Origin of the sequence: Mycobacterium sp. E136 (assembly GCF_001666865.1) — a bacterium.
Lineage (GTDB): Bacteria > Actinomycetota > Actinomycetes > Mycobacteriales > Mycobacteriaceae > Mycobacterium.
In genome coordinates this window covers 1-20,121 of sequence record NZ_LZJE01000171.1, presented here as the reverse complement: position 1 = coordinate 20,121, position 20,121 = coordinate 1, and the positions used below count along the sequence as shown (strand labels likewise).

Below are 20,121 nucleotides of genomic sequence, written 5' to 3'. Positions count from 1 at the left end.
CACGAGTTCGAGCGCGATGGTGTTCAGCGTCACCGGGCTGCTCCTCATCCGACGGTTGGTTCCCGCGCGCGGCAGGTCCTCGCTGACCCGACTTTTTCCAATCCCGCGCTCCCTCGGGAAGCCTCACCATACAGACAGTGCGTTCCGGCGCCGCCTCTCGAGGGCTCGCAGCCGATTCCCAGCTCTCGATCACCTACCTGCCGACTGCGGTTGGTACCAACGGAGCCATGACACCCGGACGACAATGCCTGGACACCGCCGAAGGTGTTCTCATCGCTCTTCGACACTGCACGGTCGACGAGGCGTTTCGCGAGATGATCCGCGCGGCCCAACAACATCAGGTGCCGCTGTTCACGCTCGCCGATGCGCTCGTCACGGCCGCGGGCGGCAAGGCGGAATGCCCGAATGCGGCGGCACGGACCGCGGTGCTCGCCGAATGGGGTGCGCTGCTGAAGACGCCCGCTCGGCTGTGAATCCGGCGACGCGATAGCGCCCCGAACCGTCGTCGGTTTCACAAACGAGGAGGAGCCGCGGCTGCTCGTACTGTGGATGGAGTGAGCCTCGCACCCACCGCCGTCACCTTCGCCGACCGTTATGCCAGCGACCTGCCCGAGTTGGCGGTGCGCTGGCAGGCCGAGGCGGCGCCCGACCCGCGGCTGCTTGTCCTCAACGAACCGTTGGCCGCCGAACTCGGCATCGACGCGACCTGGCTGCGCGGGCCGGACGGGCTGCGGCTGCTGGTCGGCACGCAACTCCCCGGCGAGGCCACCCCGGTCGCGCAGGCGTACGCCGGACACCAGTTCGGCGGATACGTGCCGCGGCTGGGCGACGGGCGCGCGCTGCTGCTGGGCGAGCTCACGACGACCTCCGGCGAGCTGCGCGACCTGCACCTGAAGGGGTCCGGCGCGACGCCGTTCGCCCGCGGCGGCGACGGGCTGGCGGCCGTCGGACCGATGCTGCGCGAGTACATCGTCAGCGAGGCGATGCACGCCCTGGGAATCCCGACCACCCGCTCGCTGGCCGTCGTCGCCACCGGACGCCAGGTGCAGCGCGAGACGCCGCTTCCGGGCGCCGTGCTGGCGCGGGTGGCCAGCAGCCATCTGCGGGTCGGCACGTTCCAGTACGCCGCGAACACCGGCGATATCGATCTGCTTCGGCGCCTGGCCGACCACGCGATCGACCGGCACCACCCGCAGGCCGCCGAGGCGGGCAACCCGTATGTCGCGCTGCTCGAGTCGGTGATCGCGGTGCAGGCGGCGCTCATCGCGAAGTGGATGCTGGTCGGTTTCGTGCACGGCGTGATGAATACCGACAACATGACGATCTCCGGCGAGACCATCGACTACGGGCCGTGCGCCTTCATGGAGGCCTACGACCCAGAGACCGTGTTCAGCTCGATCGACTCGTGGGGCCGCTACGCCTACGGCAACCAGCCGGCCATCGCGGTGTGGAACCTGGCCCGGCTGGCCGAGGCCCTGCTCCCGTTGTTCGCCGACGAGCAGCGGCGGGCGATCGCGATCGCCGAGGGCAGCCTGGCCGGCTTCGCGCCCAAGTTCCAGGACGCGTTGTCCGCGGGCATGTGCGCGAAACTTGGCTTGGCAGAGACGCCGGACGAGATCGCGGTGCCGCTGATGAACGATCTGATCGCCCAACTGCACCAGAGCCACGTCGACTTCACCTCGTTCTTCCGTCAGCTCGGACACGCCGCCCGCGGCGACGACGAGCCCGCGCGCGGGCTGTTCCTCGACCTGGCCGCCTTCGACGAGTGGCTGGTGCGCTGGCACGCGTTGCGGCCCGACGCGACGCTGATGGACCGCACCAACCCGGTCTACATCCCGCGCAACCATCTGGTCGAGGAGGCTCTGACCGCGGCGACCGACGCCATTGGCGGCACCGCCGCCGAAGGCGACCTCGAGCCGCTGTATCGGCTGCTCGACGCCGTGACCGCGCCGTACGACGAGCGTCCCGGTCTGGCGCGCTACGCCGAGCCCGCGCCGGAGGACTTCGGGAAGTACCGAACCTTCTGTGGGACCTGACCGGGCAGCCCTAGACTGCGTTCATGACTTTGCGACGGCATTTGATCGCGGGGCTTTTCGCGGCTGCGCTGGCGGCAGCGCCCGTTTCACCCGTCGTCGCGGCGGCGCAGCCCGGCAACTGTTGCTGCCCGCCGGGCCAGACCGGCGTCATCTACGGATGCTCGTCGTTCTGCGTCGACGGCAAGGCGCTCGACACCAGCACGGGTCTGTGCGTTCCGGTTCCGCCGCCTTACCCGCATCCGCCCGTCACGCAGTGACCTGAGTCAGCCGGTCTGCTGAAGGTCGCCGCGCGCGAGGCAGATTTCGGCGAGCTCATCGAGCGACAACGGCAGTACGCGCGCGAGCGCGGCGATCGTCGTGAACGACGGCGTCGCCAGTCGGCCGGTCTCGATCTTGCGGAGCGTTTCCGGTGAAATCGCCGCCGCCTCAGCCACTTCCGCGAGTGTGCGCTCGCCGCGAGCCTGCCGGAGTTGCTCGCCGATGCGCTTACCGGCGGCGAGTTGTTCTGCGGTCAACGGAAGTCGCACCATGCTCGGCAGCCTACCTCGACGCGGTATGAAAATACCGCGCGCGCCGTTAGGCTGGTATTTTCATACCGGTCAGGAGGTCAGTCAGTGCTGGAGTTGAAGACACCGAGGGAAGTCGCGGCGATGGACGTCACCGGTAGCTTCCTCGCCGAACTGCTCGACGATCTCGCTGCGCGCGCCCAGCCCGGGGTGAACCTGCTGGACCTAGAGCACCGCGCCAGGACGTTGATCGCCGACCGCGGCGCCGAGTCCTGCTACTGGGACTATGCGCCGTCCTTCGGCCGCGGGCCGTTCCGCAACGTCATCTGCCTGTCGGTGAACGACGCTGTGCTGCACGGACTTCCGCACGACTATGTGCTGCGCGACGGTGACCTGCTCAGCATGGACATCGCGGTGTCGATCGACGGATGGGTCGCCGACTGCGCACGCAGCATCATCGTCGGCACCGCGGCCGCCGAGGATCGGCGCCTCATCGCCGCCACCGAACAGGCGCTCGAGGCGGGCATCGCCGCGGCGCTTCCCGGCAACCGCCTCGGCGACATCTCCGCGGCTATCGGCGCCGTCGCCGCCGACTACGGATATCTGGTCAACACCGAATTCGGCGGCCACGGGTTGGGCCGCACCATGCACGAGGATCCGCACGTCCCCAACACCGGGCGCCCGGGCCGCGGGCTCAAGCTGCGCCCCGGGCTGACGTTGGCACTCGAACCGTGGTTCGCCGCAGGCACGAACAAGATCGTCTACGACCCCGACGGGTGGACCATCCGCTCGGCCGACGGCTCGCGCACGTCGCACAGCGAACACACCATCGCGATCACCGACGGCCCGCCGCTCGTGCTCACCCGCCGCGAGCGCGTCACCAGCCCGCCGGGCGGCGGCGAAGGTTAAGCCCGCGTCGTGTCGGTAATTCAAGATCTATGCCCGACGAACCACTGCGCCGCGACCTGCTACAAGAGCTTCTCCATGCGTACGGCCCGTGCGGCCAGGAGAACTCCGTGCGCGATGTGTGCCGCCGCGAGCTGGAGCCCCACGCCGACGAGATGTGGGTCGACGAGGCGGGAAATCTCGTCGGCCTGATCCACGGCCGGGACCGGCAGGCGCAGGCGATCCGCGTGATGGCGCACATGGACGAGCTGTCGATGCTCGTCAAGCGCATCAACGATGACGGAACGCTGCGCATGACGCCGCTGGGCACGATGTATCCGGGGAACTTCGGCCTGGGCCCGGTCGCACTGCTCGGCGATCAGCGCACCGTCTGCGGCGTGCTGACGCTCGGCTCCGAGCACACCACCAAGGAGAGCACGCGCATCTGGGAGACCAAACCCGATCAGGGTGATCAGGCGCTGGACTGGCTGCACGTGTACGTCTTCACCGGCCACAGCCCCGACGAACTCGCCGAGGCCGGCATCAAACCGGGCACGCGGGCGTGCGTGCACCGCAGCAAGCGCACTTTGATCGACGTCGGCTCGGACTACCTCGGGTGCTACTTCATGGACGACCGCGCTGCGGTCACCGCGCTGCTGGACGTGGCCGGCCGGCTCGCTTCGGAGGGCGGACGTCCCGCGCGCGACACCTATCTCGTGTTCACCACCAGCGAGGAGGTCGGCGGTGTCGGGGGTACCTACGCCAGCCGCGCTCTGCCCGGTGAGCTGACCGTGGCACTGGAGGTGGGGCCGACGGAGGAGGAGTACGGCACGTCGTGCAGCGGCGGCCCGATCGTGGCGTACAGCGACGCCGAGACCATCTACGACAAGGCGGTCGCCGACGCGCTGATCTCCGCCGCCACCGACCTCGGGCTGTCGCCCCAGCCCGCGGTGCTCGGTGCGTTTGAATCCGATGCCTCACACGCGAAAGCCAGCGGACTCACGGCTCGTGCCGGCCTGCTGTGCCTGCCCACGCTCAGCACGCACGGCTACGAAGTCATTGCCCGACACGCGATTCCGGACATGGCCGCGACGCTCGCCGAATTCCTGCGGCGCGCTGCGTGATTCGGCGGTCAGCCGTCTAGTTCGCCGGCGATCCCGCGCTCGATCGCCGCGCGGGCGCGCTCGGGTAGCACCAGCAGCCCGTCGAGTTCGCGCCGGGCGAGGTCGTAGCCGCGCTCGCGTTCCTGCGGGGTGGCCGCGATGTCGGTCGCGATGCGCAGCATGCTCTGAGCGCGAGCGATGCGCTGCTGATCCTGTGCCGAGAAGTCGCCGCGCCGGCGGCGCACCGCCTCGGTTTCGGCGGCCTCGAACGCGGTGACGTAGTCGGTGACGGCGTCGACGTACTCGTGCGCCGCGCCGGCGTCGTCGACGAGATCCTCCGCCTTGGCCGGGCGCAGCAGGTCCGCGCGCAGCTTGGTCCGGTGGAATCGCTCGGTCAACGGGTCGCGCATGTCGGTCATCAGCGGGTAGTCGAGCAGCTTCGCGACGTCGAGTTCGTACTCGAGCCAGCGGGTGTCGACCCGGTCGTGTGCGTTCACCGCCCGCGCGATCGCCTGCCACTGCACGCCGGGACCCGTGACGCGCTGCGGCGGGTCGGTGGCGATCTCTTCGCGGCCGCCGTCCTGGCGTGCGCGGGCCGCGACCACGGCCCGCCATCCGCCGTAGAGCACGCCGACGAGCGGAACGAGCACGATCAGCAGCTCGAGCAGGCGGATGATCAGGCCCATGCAGCCAGGATGCCACCGGGGCGGAACCCGCCGGTGGTCCGCGCAAGATTGCAGCTAGGGCTGTGGGTGGATTGCGTTCACGACCCTGGGCGCAAAATCGACGACACTCGGGCGGTCAGGCGTCGCCGGCACCTGGACCGTAGGCCCGCGCGATGTCGGGCGAGTCGAGCCAGCCCGAGTACGTCGGCCGCTGCGGCCAGCCCTCCGGCGAGTCCTGCCACTCCTCCTGGCGGCCCCACGGCAGCACGTCGATGAGCGCGAACGTGTGGCTGAGTTGTTCGGTGCCACGGCCGTCGGTGTGCCAGGTGCGGTACACGGTGTCACCGTCACGCAGGAACACGTTGACCCCGAACCCTTCACCGGGCGCGGCGTCGACGTCGGCGCCGAACGAGCTCTCCGACGACGAGTACCAGTCCATCCGGTTGCCGACCTTGGTGCGGTAGGCCAGCGCCTCGTCGATGGGGCCGTTGGTGACGATGACGAAGCGGGCGTCGTAGTTCTCGAGGAACTCCAGGCGGGTGAACTGTGAGGTGAAGCCGGTGCAGCCGCCGCACTGCCATTCCGCGCCGTCGGACCACATGTGGTTGTAGACGATCAGCTGGGAGCGGCCCTCGAAGACATCGGCAAGGCGGACCGGGCCGTTTTCGCCGATCAGTGTGTAGTCGGGCATCCGGACCATGGGCAGCCGCCTGCGCTGGGCGGCGATGGCGTCCAGTTGTCGCGTCGCCGCCTTCTCGCGGCGGCGCAGGTCGTCGAGCGCGGCGCGCCACGTCGCATGGTCGACGACGGGGGGTAAGGCGGCCGGTTGAGTCGTGGCGGTCATACGTTCCTCCTGCGGTGGTGATGCTCTTGCAGGAGTAGACCGACTCAGCGGCCCAAACTCATCGCTATTTGCTCTTCTTGCCGCCGCCGGAGTTCTTGCCGCCCTTCTTTGACGCATCGGGCGTGTTGGCGATCGCCGCTGCGCGGGACTTGCTCATGCCCTTCTTGCGCAGACCCTCGTACTGTTTGTCGTCCTTGACGCTGGAACCGTGATCCTTCGCCATGGTGGCCCTCCTTGATGGTGGTCCGCACCGAATACCCGCGAGCGGGCGTGTCTGCACAAGACACACCGCGAATTTTCCGCCGTTCCTGCACGCTCACGCCGCCCGAGCGTGCGCACTTCACCGCATGACGTGCGGATACTGCGTGGCGGGGTGGACATCGAACATGTCCCGGTACGACGGTGGCTGCCGGTCGCCGTCGTCCTTGATGCCGTATTTGACCGCCAACTCCGCACCGATCAGCGTCTGGCCGCTGACGTCCATCAGGGCGGGATCCCGGTACAGCGCCCAGATGACGTGGCCGGTCAGCTCCGGGGTTTCGGCGGTGTCGAGAATGTGACCGAACTTCTCGGGGTTGCTCGCGATGATTCCGCGGACCCGTTCGGTCAACAGCGAACCCATCCAGATCGACACCGCGGCGATGCCGAATTCCCGGAAGTCGAAGGCCATGTCGGCGGCCATCTTGTCGGTGCCGGCCTTCGGGACTCCGTAGGCCGGCCCGAACGCGTAATGCACCGCGCCCGACGATGACGTGAACGCGACCAGGCCGCTGCGGTGCGGAAGCATCAGCGGCGCGGCGTGGACTGTCGCGACGTAGCTGCTGCGCAACCCGACGTCGAGGGTGTCGATGACGTTGAGCGGTTCTTCCCAGAACTTCGTGCGGCCCATCATCTCGTCGCGGATCAGCGCGGCGTTGTTGACCAGGATGTCGATGCGTCCCTGCTCGCGCGCGACCCGATCGAAGAACTCCTTGACTTGAGCGTCGTCGCGGTGGTCGACACGGACGGCGATGCCCTTGCCTCCCGCATCGGTGACCGCCTGGGCGGTCTCGTCGATCGTGCCCGACAGCCGCGAACCCCCTGCGCTGCCGCCGTTCTGGGTCCGGCCCGTGACGTAGACGGTGCACCCGTGGCTGCCCAGTGCGCGTGCGATACCCGCCCCCGCACCGCGGCTGGCCCCGGTCACCACCGCGACGGTCTCGGTCACCTGATCACTCTCCTCGAACGTCCTACTCGCTACGACGCCGTACTGTACGCTCGTATAGCGGCGCCGGTCGAGTCGACCTCGGAAGGGCCGCGGCAGCAGGATGCGTTCTGGCGAACCGCGTGTCGGCGTCACCCGCAGCCGAAGCCACCGCGGGTGCGAGAATGTTCGTCAGCCAATCTGAGAGGTGACGATGGCAGCATCGCCCCGCCGCGTCGGTGCCGAGACGTCGAAGACGCGCGATATCCTGCTGGACTCCGTCGAGAAGATGATGCTCGAGGAGGGATACGCCAGCGTGAGTTACCGCGCGCTGGCGGCCAGGGCGGGCGTCACCGCGAGCCTGGTGCAGTACTACTTCCCCTCGCTCGATGACATCTTTCTCGCGGCGATCCGGCGCTACTCCGAGCGCAACCTCACGGTGTTGAGCGAGGCGCTCGAGACGCGTTCGGAGGATCCCCTGCACGCGCTGTGGGAGTACAGCTGGGACGAGGCGACCGGCGCCCTCATCACCGAATTCATGGCGCTGGGCAACCATCGCAAGTCCATCGCATCGGAGATCGCCGAAGTCACCAACCGGGTCCGCAAGATCCAGGTCGACGCGCTGGCGCAGCGGTACGGCGCTCGCACCCGCTTCGACGGTGATCTGTCGCTGGGCGCCGCCGTGCTGTTGATCACCGGGATTCCCAAGTTCCTCAACCTCGAGGAGGGCGTCGGCGTCGATGCGTCGCACACCGAGGTCGTCAAGGCGGTCGAAAAGTACCTCGACACAATCGAACCCCGGGCCGCGCGGCGCAAGCCCAAGAAGAGGCCGACCACCCGTCGCTGACCTTGCTATACGATTGCATGGCTTGTACGTTCGTACAGCAAGGTGATGCGATAGCGAGGGGACAAGCGTGAACCGCGTGGCAGTGGTCACCGGCGGCGGCTCGGGGCTGGGCCGCTCGATTGCCGAACATCTCGCGCGCGACGGACATTCCGTCGCCGTCGTGGACGTCAACCTCGGCTCCGCATCCCAGGTGGCCGACGAGTTGCAGGCGTCGGGCGCAAAGGCCGCGGGAATCGCGGCCGACGTATCCGATCGGGCCGCCGTACAACAGGCCTTCGATACGACGCGTAAGTCGTTGGGGCCGATCGGTATTCTGGTAACCAGCGCGGCGCTCGCCGGATTCACGAAGTTCGACGAAATCACCCTCGACGAATGGAACCGCTACCTGGCGGTCAACCTCACGGGCACTTTCTTGTGTATGCAGGCCGCGCTGCCCGACATGGTCGCTTCGCAGTGGGGGCGGATCGTCACGATCTCGTCGGCGGCCGGTCAGAACGGAGCCGTCCGTCAGGGTCACTATTCGGCGACCAAGGGCGGGGTCATCGCGATGACCAAGACCGTCGCAGCGGAGTACGCGTCGCGGGGAATCACCGCAAACACCATCCCGCCGTTCGTGATCGACACTCCGATGCTGCGCGAACAACAGCGAGCCAAGAAGCTGCCCCCTGCCGAGATGCTGGTGCGGGCCATCCCCGCCGGCCGCCTCGGTACCGGGGACGACGTGGCGGCGACGTGTGCGTTCTTGTGTTCGGAGGCAGCGGGTTACGTGACCGGACAGGTGATCGGCGTCAACGGGGGCGCGGTGCTGTGACGCGTCAACCGGCAGGCGGCACGGGGCGCACCTTGTTGTGCACCAACTCGATCAGCTGACCTTCCGGGTCGCGCGCCATGCAGGCGAATCCGCCTCCCGGATCGGCGACGATCGTGCCACCCGCGGAGGTGACCGCCGCCTGCGCCGCGGCCATATCGTCCACGGCGATCGACAGGTGGGTCAGGCCGGCGCCGACCATGCCGCGTTCGGGTTCATCGGGCGCGGGATGCCCCGCGAAGGTCAACAGCTGCAGCACGAAGCCATCCTGCTGTAGGTAGGCGGCTTCGAACCCGATCGGCGGGGTGAGCGGAAGCAGCCCGGCCGCCATCTGGTCGGGGATCGTCATTCGTTTCACCTCGGCGAAGCCGAGCGCCTCGTAGAACCGCTTGGAGGCGTCGAGGTCGCGTACGCGCAGACCGACATGGCTGACTCCCATGTCACACCCCCGCCGGGCCGGGGCCGCCGTGCATGTACAGCGTCTGGCCCGAACAGAAGCTGGACGCGTCGGAGGCGAAGAACAACACGCCGTGGCCGATTTCGTCGGGCTCGCCGACGCGGCCGGCTCCGTTGGTCTGTCCGATCATGTCGATGTCGAAACCCTGCCGCTGCGCGTCGGATTCGAGGCCCGGTGTGCGGATCGCACCGCAGGCGATCGCGTTGACCCGCACGCCTTTACGGGTCCACGCCGCAGCCATCGACCCTGTCAGGTTGTTCAGTCCGGCCTTGGCTGCCGCATACGCCACCGCCTGAGGCATGGCCAACAGGCTGGCGCCCGACGAGATGTTGACGATCGCACCCTTGCCCTGCTTGATCATCGGCTCGACCGCGGCACGGGACAGGTACCAGGCGCTGGACAGGTTCAGGTCGAGGACGTGCTGCCATTCGTCGTCGGTCCACTTCATGATCGACTTCGTCTCACCGCCGCCCGCGTTGTTGACCAGAACGTCGAGCCGGCCGAACTCGGCCAGCGTCGTGGCGACCAGGTCGCGGCACGCATCGGCCTGGGTCACGTCGGTCGGCACCGCGAGCGCGCGGCGACCGAGCGTCTCGATCTCGGAAACGGTGGACTTCAGCGGTTCCGTTCGCCTGCCGGCGAGCACGATGTCGGCACCGCGCTCGGCCAGCGTGAGCGCCGAACCGCGGCCGATGCCGGTCCCTCCGCCGGTGATGACGGCGACCCGTCCCTCCATCGAGAATCTGTCGTTCACGGTCATGTCCTTTCTTGGTGGGTCTGCGGCGTTGAGCGTCAACGCAGTTCGTCGATGACTCTCGCGTAGCGATCGAGGTAGGCCAACGTGGTCGAGGGCGCGTCGCCGTCACGACGGCCGCCGCCCAGCACCACCCGGTTGATTCCAAGATCCCGGTAGCGGAGCAGTCTTTCGGGCTTCGGATCTCCCCACGCCATGACGGTGATATCGAGCGTGGCGGGGTCGCGCCCGACGTCCTCGGCCGTGCAGCGGTAGTCGGCTAGCGCCGCAGGCAGATCACGGAATGCGGCGTCGCCGGGCAGCCATCCGTCGGCCCAGCCGAGGCACTCACGCGTCGCCTTGGGCCCGGTGGTGGCCGCCAGCAGCGGCGGATGTGGTTGCTGGTGCGGTTTGGGGTGGCTCCACACCGGTGCGAAATCGTAGAATTCGCCGTGGTGTTCGGCTGCGTCGTCGCACCACAGCGTCTTCAAAGCGGCCACCATGTCCGCCAGTGCACGGTAGCGGTCCCGCCATGCGGTCGAACTGCCCACCTCGAGTTCGGCGCGCATCCCGACCCCGACACCGAGCACCAGCCGCCCCTGGCTCATCTGGTCGAGCGTCGCGACTTCCTTTGCGAAGGTGAAAATCTCGCGTTCGAGCGGTAGCACCACCGAGGTGCCGACCCGCAGCGTCTCGGTCGCCTGCGCGGCCGCCAGCAGGGACAGGAGCGGATCCCACATCTGCTTCTGCGATGCGAGCAGGCCGCCGGGCACCTGCTCTTTGGCGGCGACGGGAATCTGTGGGTGCTCGCCGACCCAGAGCGATTCGAATCCCCGGGCTTCGAGTTCGGCGCCGAGCACGTCGGGTTTGAGGTCGCGTGGCGTGTTCAGCGAGACGAACCCGAGATCCACCGCCACGCTCCTTTACGCCGCCAACCGTTGTGCCATACGATCGTACAATGCCATACGTTCGTACAACAAGCGTCCGTCCTGCCGGAAGGCCGCCATCGTGACCGCGCCCATTACCGACGAGCTGTACTACGACCCGTACGACGTGGCGATCGACGTCGACCCATATCCCGTCTACCGCCGCCTGCGGGACGAATCACCGGTGTACTACAACGACAAATTCGGGTTCTGGGGCCTGAGTCGGTTCGCCGACGTCGAGAACGCGCTGCGCGACGTCGAGAACCTCAGCTCGGCCAAGGGCGACATCCTCGAGGTCGTCAAGGCCGAACCGGTTATGCCGCTGGGGGTTTTCATCAACGAGGACCCACCCCTGCACACCGTTCATCGCCTGTTGGTGTCGCGCGCGTTCACACCGCGCAAGATGGCGGCCATCGAGGACCAGGTGCGCGCGTTCTGCGCGGCCTGCCTGGATCCATTGCGCGACGGCGATCGCTTCGACTTCACCACCGACCTCGGCTCGGAGATGCCGATGCGCGTCATCGGAATGCTGGTCGGCATGCCGGACTCGCTGCAGCGGTCGGTCCGCAGTGTCGCCGGTCGCAGGCTGCGCAACAAGCCCGGTGAACCGCTGCCGGTCAGCAAGAACAACTATTTCAACGGCAACATGTTTCGCGAGTACGTCGCCTGGCGCGAGCAGAACCCGTCGGACGACCTGGTGACCGAACTGCTCAACGTCGAGTTCACCGACGTCGACGGCACGGTGCGGCGGTTGAGCACCGAAGAACTCCTGGTCTTCCTCGGCGTGATCGCCAACGCCGGGACCGAGACCGTGGGCCGGCTGTTCGGCTGGCTGGGCAAGCTGCTCGGCGAACACCCCGACCAGCGGCGTGAGCTGAGCCGCGACCCGAACCTGATCGGAAACGCGGTTGAGGAAGTGCTGCGTTTCGAGCCGCCTGTACACCACATCGCTCGGTATGTCGCCAATGACGTTGTGTACCAGGACCAGACGATCCCGGCCGGCAGCGCGCTGCTGCTGATGAGCGGGTCGGCGAACCGCGACGACCGCAAGTTCGACGATCCGGACACCTTCGACATCCACCGCGCGGCCAACAACCACCTGTCGTTCGGGCGGGGCACGCACTTCTGCCTCGGTGCTTCCCTGGCCCGCGTCGAGGGCCGGGTGGCCCTGGAGGAGATCCTCAAGCGCTGGCCGGACTGGACGATCGACACGGACAACGCTGTGCGGGCGCCCACGGCGACGGTGCGCGGCTGGGACTCGATGCCCGCGGTGCTCGGCTGAGACTTCGCAGCCCCGCCGCGGTCAGCGGCGGGGGCGGCCCGCCGGCACGTTGAGCCGGTTGTCCGCAGTGTCCAGAGCTGCGAATTGCATTGGCCACGGGTCTCTTCCGTGCTGGACGACCCAGCACGCCCCCGTGGTGTCCAGGGGCGCGGTCGCCGCAGTGACGACGGCATCCGCGCTGGCTTTCGGTTCCATCACCGGTACCCCGATTCCCTCCACGAGCGCGCGACGGTCGCCGAGCGCGCCCGTCTCGGTGATACCCGGGCAGATCGTGTGCACCGCGATGCGTTCGGCGGCGAGGCTGGGAGCGACAGAGCGCATCAAGCCGACGACGGCGTGCTTGCCGAGCGAGTACACCGGGTCGGGGTGCCACGGCATGAGCCCGGCGAGCGACGCCGTCGCCAGGATCGCGCGGTCGCCGTCGGCGAGGGAGCGCATCGTTCGCACGGTCGTCGCGACGCCGTACACCACGCCGTCGAGGTTCACGCCCAACGATTTTCGGTAGTCGGCGACGTCGAGCGCGCCGATGTCGCCCGACCACCGGACGGTGACGCCGGCGTTCAGCAATGCGAGATCGAGCCCGCCGAGGTCCTCGACGCACCGGGTGAACGTCGCAGCCACCTGATCGGGGTCGGCGACGTCGCAGGCCAGCGCCAGACCGCCGAGCGGTTCGGCCACCGCACGCGCCGCGCCTTCGTCGATGTCGACGACACAGACTCGCATGCCTTCGACCGAAAGCCGGTGCGCGGCAGCGCGGCCGATGCCCGAACCACCGCCGGTGACGAGCGCGACCCGTCCGGCCAGCTGCATCAGGGCCTCACCACCGGTCGACGGGTTCGCTGTCCATCTGCAGCGGCCGCGCATAGGACAGGTCGGTCCGGTCCCACTTGCCCTTGATGAAGCCCTTCACCGCGCCGGACGCCAGCACCGACGAGTCGCCCTGCATCATCCACTCGATTGTGCAGCGCCGCAGCGCGATCTTCCATACGCCGTCGCGGCGTTCGAGGCGGTCGAGGTAGCGGCCGCCCATCAGCGCGACCACCTTGCCGCCCTTGGCCCGCATCGAGCCCATCACGTAGCTCTCGGCGTGGGCGACGTCGCCGTCGATCTCGCACGTGTGGGTGGTGATGTTGTGCAAGTGGTCCTCGAACACCGCGCTGTGGGCGTTGTTGGCGTACTCGGCGTACTCGGCGCCGACCTTCACCACGGGGCCGTGTTCGTCGACGCCGTCTTCGAAGTAGACGCTCGACATCAGGTCGCTGTCGTGACGGTCGTGCCCGCGGGCCTGGTTCATGACACAGTCCAGGATCGCAATCCGGTCCTCGACGTACTGCAGCCGATTGCGCAACTGCTCGAGGTCGTCGGCGGTGGTCATACGGGCCCCTTCCCATGGTGTCCATACATTCGTACAGCACGTTATACGATCGTATAGCATCGGCTCAACGGCCACCGCTTCCCGCTAAGGTCGACGGGCAGCACGACCGCCGAACGGAGGAGCATGCGGCAACCGACCAACGACGTGTGGGAGACGCTGGCCACCGCGCGGGCCATCCGCCGGTTCACCGACGAACCCGTCGACGAGGCGACGCTCAAGCGCTGCCTGGAGGCGGCCACGTGGGCTCCCAACGGCGCCAACGCCCAACTGTGGCGCTTCGTCATCCTGGACTCTCCCGAGCAGCGGGCCGTGGTGGCGAAGGCGGCGCAGACCGCACTGCGGTCCATCGAGTCGATCTACGGGATGAGCAGGCCCGCCGACGGCGACACCAGCCGCGCCGCCCGCAACAACAGGGCGACCTACGAACTGCACGACCGCGCCGGCGAGCTCACCTCTGTCCTGTTCGCCGCATTCCGCAACGAGTTCGCCTCGGAGTTCCTGCAGGGCGGGTCGATCTTCCCGGCGATGCAGAACTTCTATCTCGCCGCTCGCGCGCAGGGACTCGGAGCGTGCTTCACGAGCTGGGCCTCCTACGACGGGGAGAAGCTGATCCGCGAGGCGGTCGGCGTGCCCGACGAATGGGCGCTGGCCGGCCACGTCGTCGTGGGGTGGCCGCGCGGTCGGCACGGCCCGGTGCGCCGCCGCCCGATCTCCGACGTCGTCTTCCGCAACCACTGGGATGCCGACCGCAGCGACATCATCTACGGTGCCGGCGCCCGCAAGCGCTGACCCCGGGAGCGTCAGACCGCCACCGACAGCCTTGCGGCGGGATGCAACCACTCAGCGACACTGCGGACATAGTCCTTGAACGCAACGAGGCGCGACGGGTCGTCCTTGATCTGCGATCCCGGCCGTTCCGTCACGAAAGACGGTGCACCGCAGGAGATGTCCCAGTTGTAGTCGGCGAAGTGGTGGAACGTCGACTCGGCGACCGCCCGGCCCATCGGCCTGCCGTCCGGCGTGCGTTCACCGTCGAGCAGTACCGCGAGGTTGAACACCCGGCCGGTCGACGCGCTCCGACCCTGGGCCAGCACGGTGGCGTTCGGAACGCCGTCGGCCGACACCAGACCTTCGTGCGGATGCGCGGGAAACCATTCGATCCGTCCGCTGGCGGTCTGGTCGGTGCGCAGCAGTTCGTGAGCGGATTCGCTCGCCAGCACCCGCTGGTAGTCCCCGTTGGCTCCGGAATGGTAGTTCGGCCACGAGATGTCGGGCGTGTCCCGATCGTCGCACATGGTCTCCGGATCGACTGTCGCGTCGTGGAATTCGTTGACCAGGCCGAGTGAGCCGAGCCGGTTCAGACAGCAGCCGAGATCTTGGTGATCGCGCGCGGTGAGCACGCCGCCGCCGTCGTAGCGGAACCGCATGATCGCCTCGGCATCCGCGGGAGTCAACCCGTTGCCGACCTCGACGGCCATCAACCACAGCTGGTCGTAGCCGAGCTCGTCGAGGTGGCTCAGCACGGGGTCGTCGCCGTCGACACGGTTGCGCGCCACGACTTCGTGCCCTGCGGCGCGGAGTTCGTCTGCCAGCAGTGAGAACCGGGAGATGTCCCAGTCGTCGGGATGGGCACAGATCGTCGTCTGCAACAGGATCCTGGACATCGGAACTCACCCCTGCACGCGCAGGTGTTTGCGCGCTTCGAGTTCGGCCTCGTCGACGAGCACGAGCATCGGCTGGTCCGGTACGCACAGCATGGTCACGGTGAAGCGACACCGCATGTCATCGCGATTGTTGCCGTCCGAGTAGTGAATGACGTCACCGCCGGGCTCCCAGAACGCCTCACCCGCCCGGAGCACCCGGGGCGGTTGGCCTTCGAGCTCGAAGAGCATCTCGCCTTCGAGCATGTAGCCGAACGCCGGGCCGCCTGGATGGCGGTGAGGCGGAGCGCCGGGGCTCCCCGGCGGGTAGTCGATGACGACGGTCATCGCGTGCGCACCGGCGGGGATGGTGGGCGGCTGCACCTCCTGTACAACGGTCAGTGCGTCTTCCCACGAGGCGTCCTGTGTCTTGGTCATTGTCGTTCTCCTTTCGGGAGTTCCAGGTTTCAGACGGCGCCGCCGCCACCGTCGGCGTGCAGCACCGAACCGGTGACGAAGCTGGCGCGCGGCGAAGCGAGAAACAGCACCGCCTCGGCGATCTCTCGCGGTCGTGCCGTTCGTCCGAGCGGGAGCGAACGGCCGAGCTCCTCGTTGGTCTCGCCCCATTCGGCCTCCACGCCTTCGGTTTTCGTCGGGCCGGGCGCGACGCTGTTGACGCGTACACCGCCTGGACCGAATTCAGCGGCCCACGTCCGGGTCAGCGATTCGACGGCGGCCTTGGACGCGCTGTAGACGCCCGCACCCGGCACACCCTTCGACGCGACCATCGTCGTCACGTTGACGATCGAGCCGTGGCCGCGCTGCAACATTCCGGGCACCAGGCCGGCCGCCAGGAAGTACAGGCCGCGGACGTTGGTGTCGAACGTCTTCCCGAACGCGTCGACCTGCTGGTCGACGGTCAGCGCCGACGGGAAGTTCGCGGCGTTGTTCACCAGGATGTCGATGTCGCCTGCCTGCTCGATCAGCGACGCCACCGAGTCCATGTCCGACAGGTCGGCCTGGACGAAGCGCACGTTGCCGTCGATGCCCGATGCGGCGCGCTTACCGCGTTCGGCGTCCCTTCCGGTGATGATGACCGCGGCACCCTCGCGCGCGAACAACCGCGCGCAGGCGAGCCCGATCCCGGCGGTGCCGCCGGTGATCAACGCGTTCTTGTATGCCAATTCCATTGCTGTTCCTCAGGCGATGCAGGGTTCGGGGGTTGCGGTGCGGTCGTGCGCGAGATGGGCGAGCGCCATGTGCATGCGCTGCCTGGCCCGCGAGATCCGCGACATCACGGTGCCCATCGGGATGGCGAGGATCTCCGCCGTCTCGGCGTAGGTGTAGCCCTCGACATCGGCGTAGAACAGCACCTCGCGGAAGCCCTCGGGCATCGCGGCCATCGCGGTCTTGACGTCGCCGTCGGGTAGCGCGTCGAGCACCTCCGCCTCGGCCGAACGGACGCCCCCTCGGCGGGCCGCGGCGCCGGCCAGGTCACCGTCGTTCAGGCAGTCGGCCGAAACCTCGGTTACGCGGCGCTGTTTGGCGCGGTGGGTGCTGACCCATCGGTTGTAGAGGATGCGGAACAGCCACGCCTTGAGGTTGCTGCCTTCCTGGAAGGACGAGAACCCGGCGTATGCGTGCAGCAGGGTGTCCTGAAGCAGATCCTCGGCGTCGGCGTCGCTGCGGGCCAGCCGGCGCGCGCCCCGCGCCAGCACCTCGAAGAGCGGCTCGGCATCGCGCGCGAACCGCGCGGCGAGTTCCGCGTCCTGGGTGGTCTTGGTGGGGAGGGACGTGATGGTCATGATCCGATCTCCTCGAGTCGCTGGTGTCACACCCCACGCTCGCCGCTAGCGAGGGAAAGCGGACCCTTGAAAACCCGTAGTCCGTGGTTTCGTGGTCCGTAGCGGATCACCACGATCAGTCGCCGACGAAGCTGACGGTCTCCTCGAGCGGGGCTCGCCCCGTCCGGATGTAGACCTCGTCAGGGTCCTGGTAGCCGATCGACATGCCGCAGAACAGCATGAGCTCGTCGGGCGGCTGCACGACGTCTTCAACGGTCTCGCGCACCTGTGACCAAGCCATCTGTGGGCAGCTGTGCAATCCCTCCGCCCGCAGGAGCAGCATCACGGTCTGCAGATACATGCCGAGATCCGCCCACTGCGGCCGGCCGAGGTGCCGGTCGACGTAGCAGAACAGCGCCGCAGGAGCGCCGAAGCAGTCCCAGTTCGCGATCGCGGCGCGCTGCCGAGCCTCCCAGTCCTCGCGCTCGATTCCGAGCGCGCTGTACCGCTCTCTACCGAAGGTCGAGCGGCGCTCGCGGTAGGGCGACTTCAGATCGGTCGGGTACAGCTGGTACTCGCGTTCGTCCCAGGGGTCGCCTGCGGCCACGCGCTCCGTCGCGAGCTTCTTGAGCCGCTCGAGGGGTTCGCCGGTCACGACGTAGATGCGCCACGGCTGAAGGTTGGATCCCGATGGGGACCACCGGGCTGCGTCGAGCACACGCTCGAGCACCTCCATGGGGACCGGCTCGTCGGTGAATCGGCGCACCGCTCGCCTGCTCTTGACCGCGTCGTAGACGTTCATGATGACCTGCTTTTCGGTTCGATGCCTTGACGGCTACCTCAAGACTGCCGACGTGCGCGGCTGATCGAACCCTGGAAGGCGCGTGGTTCGAATCGATTACGGATTCTGCGTGGTCTGCTAACTCGCCCACGACATGTTACGAAGCTGTCGGCGCGAGGTGATCCCGAGTTTGACGAACACCTTGCGCAGATGCCATTCGACGGTGTGCGTGCTGATGAACAGCTGCGCGCCGATCTCCTGATTCGTCAGGCCGTCTGCGGCCAGCCGGGCGATCTGCGCTTCCTGCGCCGTCAGGTCGCCGCCGCCCGAACTCGCCGTCTGCTTGCGCACCTTCTCCCCCGTGGCGACGAGTTCGCGGCGTGCGCGTTCGGCGAATGCCTGCGCGCCGATCCGCGTGAAAGTCTCATGGGCGTCGGTGAGTTCGCGGCGGGCGTCGATCCGTCGGTTCGCCCGGCGCAGCCATTCGCCGTACAGCAGCCGGGCCCTGGCGTGATGCACCACGATCCCGGCGCGCTCCAGGCGCTCGATGGCCTCGACGAACAGGCGGTCGGCGGTGTCGTCGTCGGCGAGCAGGGCCTGGGCGTTGGCCAGCGCCCCGAGACCCCAGTCGGTACCGCTGGCGCCGGCCCGCTGCTCGAGCCGTTCGAGAGCGCGTCGCGCCGTATCGTCGTCCCCGGTTCGCGTCGCGGCCTCGACGAGTTCGAACAGGCACCAGCCGTGGATTCCGAAGTCGTCGTAGTCACATGCGTCGCGGGCGGCGGTCAGCGCCTCCTCGTAGCGACCGAGCCCGTTGTACAGCAACGCAGTTGCGTAGCCGGTGAGCCCGAGCAGACGGCCCTCACCCCTGGCGATCCCGTCGGACGCGGCGCTCTCGAGCAGCGGGCCCGCCTGCGTGACGTCACCCCGCCACGCTGCGAGCAATACCCAGTGGTACCGCACCGGCGAGTTGTGGTCGGTGGCCGCGGTGATCGAGGCGGCCTCCTCGAGAAGCTCTGCTGCCGAGGCGAATTCGCCTGTGATCGTGTGTACCCCGGCCCGGTAGATGAGGGCTCGAGGCAGCCCGGCGAGCGCGCCGGAGGTGCGGGCGTGACGCACCGCCGCAGTCGACAGTTCGAGCAGGAGTCGGTGGTCCCACAGTTCGTGGGCGCACGACTCCTGCAGTATCGGAAACCCGGGCACCTTCAGCCAGCGGCCGACCGCGCCGTCGTCGGAGTTCGCCTGCACGCACATCGCTTCCAAGCCCGCACGCAGCGTGGCCCCGCCCTGTCCGACCCCGCCGGTGATCCGCTCAGCTATTCCCTTGAGCAGGTGGTCGATCGCCCGGGGTAGCTCCGAGACCTCCTGCAACGAGGTCCGCGCGTCCTCCGCGGCGCGCACGAGCGCATCCGGTTCGCCGAGGCGGCCCGCGTACATCAGCGCTGCGATCGCCTCGAGGTAGCCCTCTCGCGACGAATACCCGTCGACGCCGTGCAGGCGGCGGGCGGCGTCGAGAAGCGGGGGCGCGGTGTCCGCCAGTCGCGGCGCGCCGGTTTCGCCGGCCCGGCTGCGCACGAAGTCCATCTGCGCCCGCAGCCGCGCGATCAGCGCCTGCTGCAACTCGGACAGCGGGCCGAGTTCGGCGATCGCGAGCAGTTCATGCGCGGCTTCCGGCGCGGCGGCGTCCCGTTTGGCGTATGCCGCTGTCAGCGCTCTCGTCCCGCGCAGCGACGGGTCGGCCGTCAGCGTGGTCGCGCGCTCCAAAAACGTTGCTGCCGCTGCCATTCCGCCTCTGCTCTGGGCACGTGCCGCGGAATCCTCCAGCTCGGCGGCGACCGCCTCGTCCGGTCCCGCCGCAGCGTTGGCCGCATGCCAGGCGCGACGGTCGGGGTCGGTCGCCGGATCGGTCGTGTCGGCGAGCGCGCGATGGACCGCCCGGCGATCCGCCAGGTCGGCGGCGCGGTAGGCCGCAGAGCGAATCAGCGGGTGGTGGAAGCGCATCCGCGGGCCGAACTCGATCAGGCCGTCGGCTTCGGCGGGCGCCAGGTCGTCGACGGGGATGCCCAATTGCGCTGCGGCACGCAGGAACAGGGCGGCGTCACCGATGGGTTCGGCGGCGGCGATCAGCAGCAGCTGCCGAGTCGCGCGAGGTAGCGCCTGGATGCGCCGGATGAAGCCCTGTTCGACCGCGGCCGTCGACGAGCGCTTACCGGATATCCAGAAGCCGCCGGACAGTTCCGTCGCCGACACGCTGCGCGGCACCTCGAGG

General features: G+C 68.3%; 25 protein-coding genes. 9 read left to right on the top strand and 16 right to left on the bottom strand.

What is annotated here, in order from left to right; genetic code table 11:
• Positions 1–227: 227 nt before the first annotated feature.
• From A5698_RS11480 to A5698_RS11470, 3 genes are all read left to right on the top strand, one after another.
• Positions 228–473: an ANTAR domain-containing protein gene (locus tag A5698_RS11480; protein ID WP_068296600.1), complete on the top strand. Its 246-nt coding sequence runs from the start codon at positions 228–230 to the stop codon at positions 471–473.
• An 81-nt stretch (positions 474–554) separates the two neighbouring features.
• The gene (locus A5698_RS11475) at positions 555–2,036 is read left to right on the top strand and encodes a protein adenylyltransferase SelO (protein WP_068296598.1); all 1,482 of its coding nucleotides are present in this window, start codon (positions 555–557) and stop codon (positions 2,034–2,036) included.
• A gap of 23 nt (positions 2,037–2,059) precedes the next feature.
• Positions 2,060–2,293 carry a hypothetical protein gene (locus A5698_RS11470; RefSeq protein ID WP_067083836.1) on the top strand — a complete coding sequence of 78 codons (234 nt, stop codon included), beginning with the start codon at positions 2,060–2,062 and terminating at the stop codon, positions 2,291–2,293.
• Between the two features lie 6 nt (positions 2,294–2,299).
• On the opposite strand, the gene A5698_RS11465 is transcribed toward A5698_RS11470, so the two are convergent.
• Positions 2,300–2,566, bottom strand: coding sequence for a helix-turn-helix domain-containing protein (locus tag A5698_RS11465; protein ID WP_068296592.1), 267 nt, complete (start codon positions 2,564–2,566; stop codon positions 2,300–2,302).
• 84 nt (positions 2,567–2,650) lie between these two features.
• Here A5698_RS11465 and map point away from each other — a divergent pair, with 84 nt between their 5' ends.
• On the top strand, positions 2,651–3,451 hold the full coding sequence (gene map, locus A5698_RS11460) for a type I methionyl aminopeptidase (protein WP_068296590.1): 801 nt from the start codon (positions 2,651–2,653) through the stop codon (positions 3,449–3,451).
• A 29-nt stretch (positions 3,452–3,480) separates the two neighbouring features.
• Entirely contained in the window at positions 3,481–4,551 is a 1,071-nt protein-coding gene (locus tag A5698_RS11455) for a M42 family metallopeptidase (protein ID WP_068296587.1), read from the top strand.
• An 8-nt stretch (positions 4,552–4,559) separates the two neighbouring features.
• On the opposite strand, the gene A5698_RS11450 is transcribed toward A5698_RS11455, so the two are convergent.
• From A5698_RS11450 to A5698_RS11440, 4 genes are all read right to left on the bottom strand, one after another.
• Positions 4,560–5,216 (bottom strand): hypothetical protein, encoded by a 657-nt coding sequence (locus tag A5698_RS11450; protein WP_068296584.1) that lies wholly within the window; start codon positions 5,214–5,216, stop codon positions 4,560–4,562.
• A gap of 115 nt (positions 5,217–5,331) precedes the next feature.
• Positions 5,332–6,039: a DUF899 domain-containing protein gene (locus A5698_RS11445; RefSeq protein ID WP_068296581.1), complete on the bottom strand. Its 708-nt coding sequence runs from the start codon at positions 6,037–6,039 to the stop codon at positions 5,332–5,334.
• Positions 6,040–6,103: 64 nt separating this feature from the next.
• On the bottom strand, positions 6,104–6,262 hold the full coding sequence (locus A5698_RS28965) for a DUF7218 family protein (RefSeq protein ID WP_197506746.1): 159 nt from the start codon (positions 6,260–6,262) through the stop codon (positions 6,104–6,106).
• A gap of 117 nt (positions 6,263–6,379) precedes the next feature.
• Positions 6,380–7,246 (bottom strand): SDR family NAD(P)-dependent oxidoreductase, encoded by an 867-nt coding sequence (locus tag A5698_RS11440; protein WP_068296578.1) that lies wholly within the window; start codon positions 7,244–7,246, stop codon positions 6,380–6,382.
• Positions 7,247–7,436: 190 nt separating this feature from the next.
• On the opposite strand from A5698_RS11440, the gene A5698_RS11435 reads away from it, so the two are divergent.
• Positions 7,437–8,069 carry a TetR/AcrR family transcriptional regulator gene (locus A5698_RS11435; protein WP_068296575.1) on the top strand — a complete coding sequence of 211 codons (633 nt, stop codon included), beginning with the start codon at positions 7,437–7,439 and terminating at the stop codon, positions 8,067–8,069.
• Between the two features lie 67 nt (positions 8,070–8,136).
• Positions 8,137–8,880, top strand: coding sequence for an SDR family NAD(P)-dependent oxidoreductase (locus A5698_RS11430; RefSeq protein WP_068296571.1), 744 nt, complete (start codon positions 8,137–8,139; stop codon positions 8,878–8,880).
• 4 nt (positions 8,881–8,884) lie between these two features.
• On the opposite strand, the gene A5698_RS11425 is transcribed toward A5698_RS11430, so the two are convergent.
• Genes A5698_RS11425 through A5698_RS11415 form a run of 3 tightly spaced genes read right to left on the bottom strand, consistent with a single transcriptional unit; the run spans position 8,885 to position 10,978 of the window.
• Complete coding sequence (locus A5698_RS11425; protein ID WP_068296568.1) at positions 8,885–9,316, bottom strand: VOC family protein; 432 nt, start codon at positions 9,314–9,316, stop codon at positions 8,885–8,887.
• 1 nt (position 9,317) lies between these two features.
• Complete coding sequence (locus tag A5698_RS11420; RefSeq protein WP_068296612.1) at positions 9,318–10,088, bottom strand: SDR family NAD(P)-dependent oxidoreductase; 771 nt, start codon at positions 10,086–10,088, stop codon at positions 9,318–9,320.
• Positions 10,089–10,126: 38 nt separating this feature from the next.
• Complete coding sequence (locus tag A5698_RS11415) at positions 10,127–10,978, bottom strand: TIGR03619 family F420-dependent LLM class oxidoreductase (RefSeq protein WP_068296609.1); 852 nt, start codon at positions 10,976–10,978, stop codon at positions 10,127–10,129.
• A gap of 97 nt (positions 10,979–11,075) precedes the next feature.
• Between A5698_RS11415 and A5698_RS11410 the strand changes: the two genes are divergently transcribed.
• Entirely contained in the window at positions 11,076–12,275 is a 1,200-nt protein-coding gene (locus A5698_RS11410; RefSeq protein ID WP_231967380.1) for a cytochrome P450, read from the top strand.
• A 21-nt stretch (positions 12,276–12,296) separates the two neighbouring features.
• Here A5698_RS11410 and A5698_RS11405 read toward each other — a convergent pair whose 3' ends face one another.
• Positions 12,297–13,085, bottom strand: a complete 789-nt coding sequence (locus tag A5698_RS11405; RefSeq protein ID WP_068296565.1) for an SDR family oxidoreductase — start codon at positions 13,083–13,085, stop codon at positions 12,297–12,299.
• A gap of 7 nt (positions 13,086–13,092) precedes the next feature.
• Entirely contained in the window at positions 13,093–13,650 is a 558-nt protein-coding gene (locus A5698_RS11400; protein WP_068296563.1) for a nuclear transport factor 2 family protein, read from the bottom strand.
• Positions 13,651–13,773: 123 nt separating this feature from the next.
• Here A5698_RS11400 and A5698_RS11395 point away from each other — a divergent pair, with 123 nt between their 5' ends.
• Positions 13,774–14,439, top strand: coding sequence for a nitroreductase family protein (locus A5698_RS11395; RefSeq protein WP_068296561.1), 666 nt, complete (start codon positions 13,774–13,776; stop codon positions 14,437–14,439).
• Between the two features lie 11 nt (positions 14,440–14,450).
• On the opposite strand, the gene A5698_RS11390 is transcribed toward A5698_RS11395, so the two are convergent.
• The 6 genes from A5698_RS11390 to A5698_RS11365 all read right to left on the bottom strand — a co-directional run.
• Positions 14,451–15,314 carry a hypothetical protein gene (locus tag A5698_RS11390; RefSeq protein WP_068296558.1) on the bottom strand — a complete coding sequence of 288 codons (864 nt, stop codon included), beginning with the start codon at positions 15,312–15,314 and terminating at the stop codon, positions 14,451–14,453.
• Positions 15,315–15,320: 6 nt separating this feature from the next.
• Positions 15,321–15,728: a cupin domain-containing protein gene (locus tag A5698_RS11385; RefSeq protein WP_067083880.1), complete on the bottom strand. Its 408-nt coding sequence runs from the start codon at positions 15,726–15,728 to the stop codon at positions 15,321–15,323.
• A gap of 29 nt (positions 15,729–15,757) precedes the next feature.
• The gene (locus tag A5698_RS11380; protein ID WP_067083882.1) at positions 15,758–16,480 is read right to left on the bottom strand and encodes an SDR family NAD(P)-dependent oxidoreductase; all 723 of its coding nucleotides are present in this window, start codon (positions 16,478–16,480) and stop codon (positions 15,758–15,760) included.
• Between the two features lie 9 nt (positions 16,481–16,489).
• Positions 16,490–17,095 carry a sigma-70 family RNA polymerase sigma factor gene (locus A5698_RS11375; RefSeq protein ID WP_068296555.1) on the bottom strand — a complete coding sequence of 202 codons (606 nt, stop codon included), beginning with the start codon at positions 17,093–17,095 and terminating at the stop codon, positions 16,490–16,492.
• 115 nt (positions 17,096–17,210) lie between these two features.
• Entirely contained in the window at positions 17,211–17,876 is a 666-nt protein-coding gene (locus tag A5698_RS11370; protein WP_068296553.1) for a nitroreductase, read from the bottom strand.
• Positions 17,877–17,993: 117 nt separating this feature from the next.
• The coding region (locus tag A5698_RS11365) for a helix-turn-helix transcriptional regulator (protein WP_068296550.1) at positions 17,994–20,121 on the bottom strand (2,128 nt) is incomplete at its 5' end.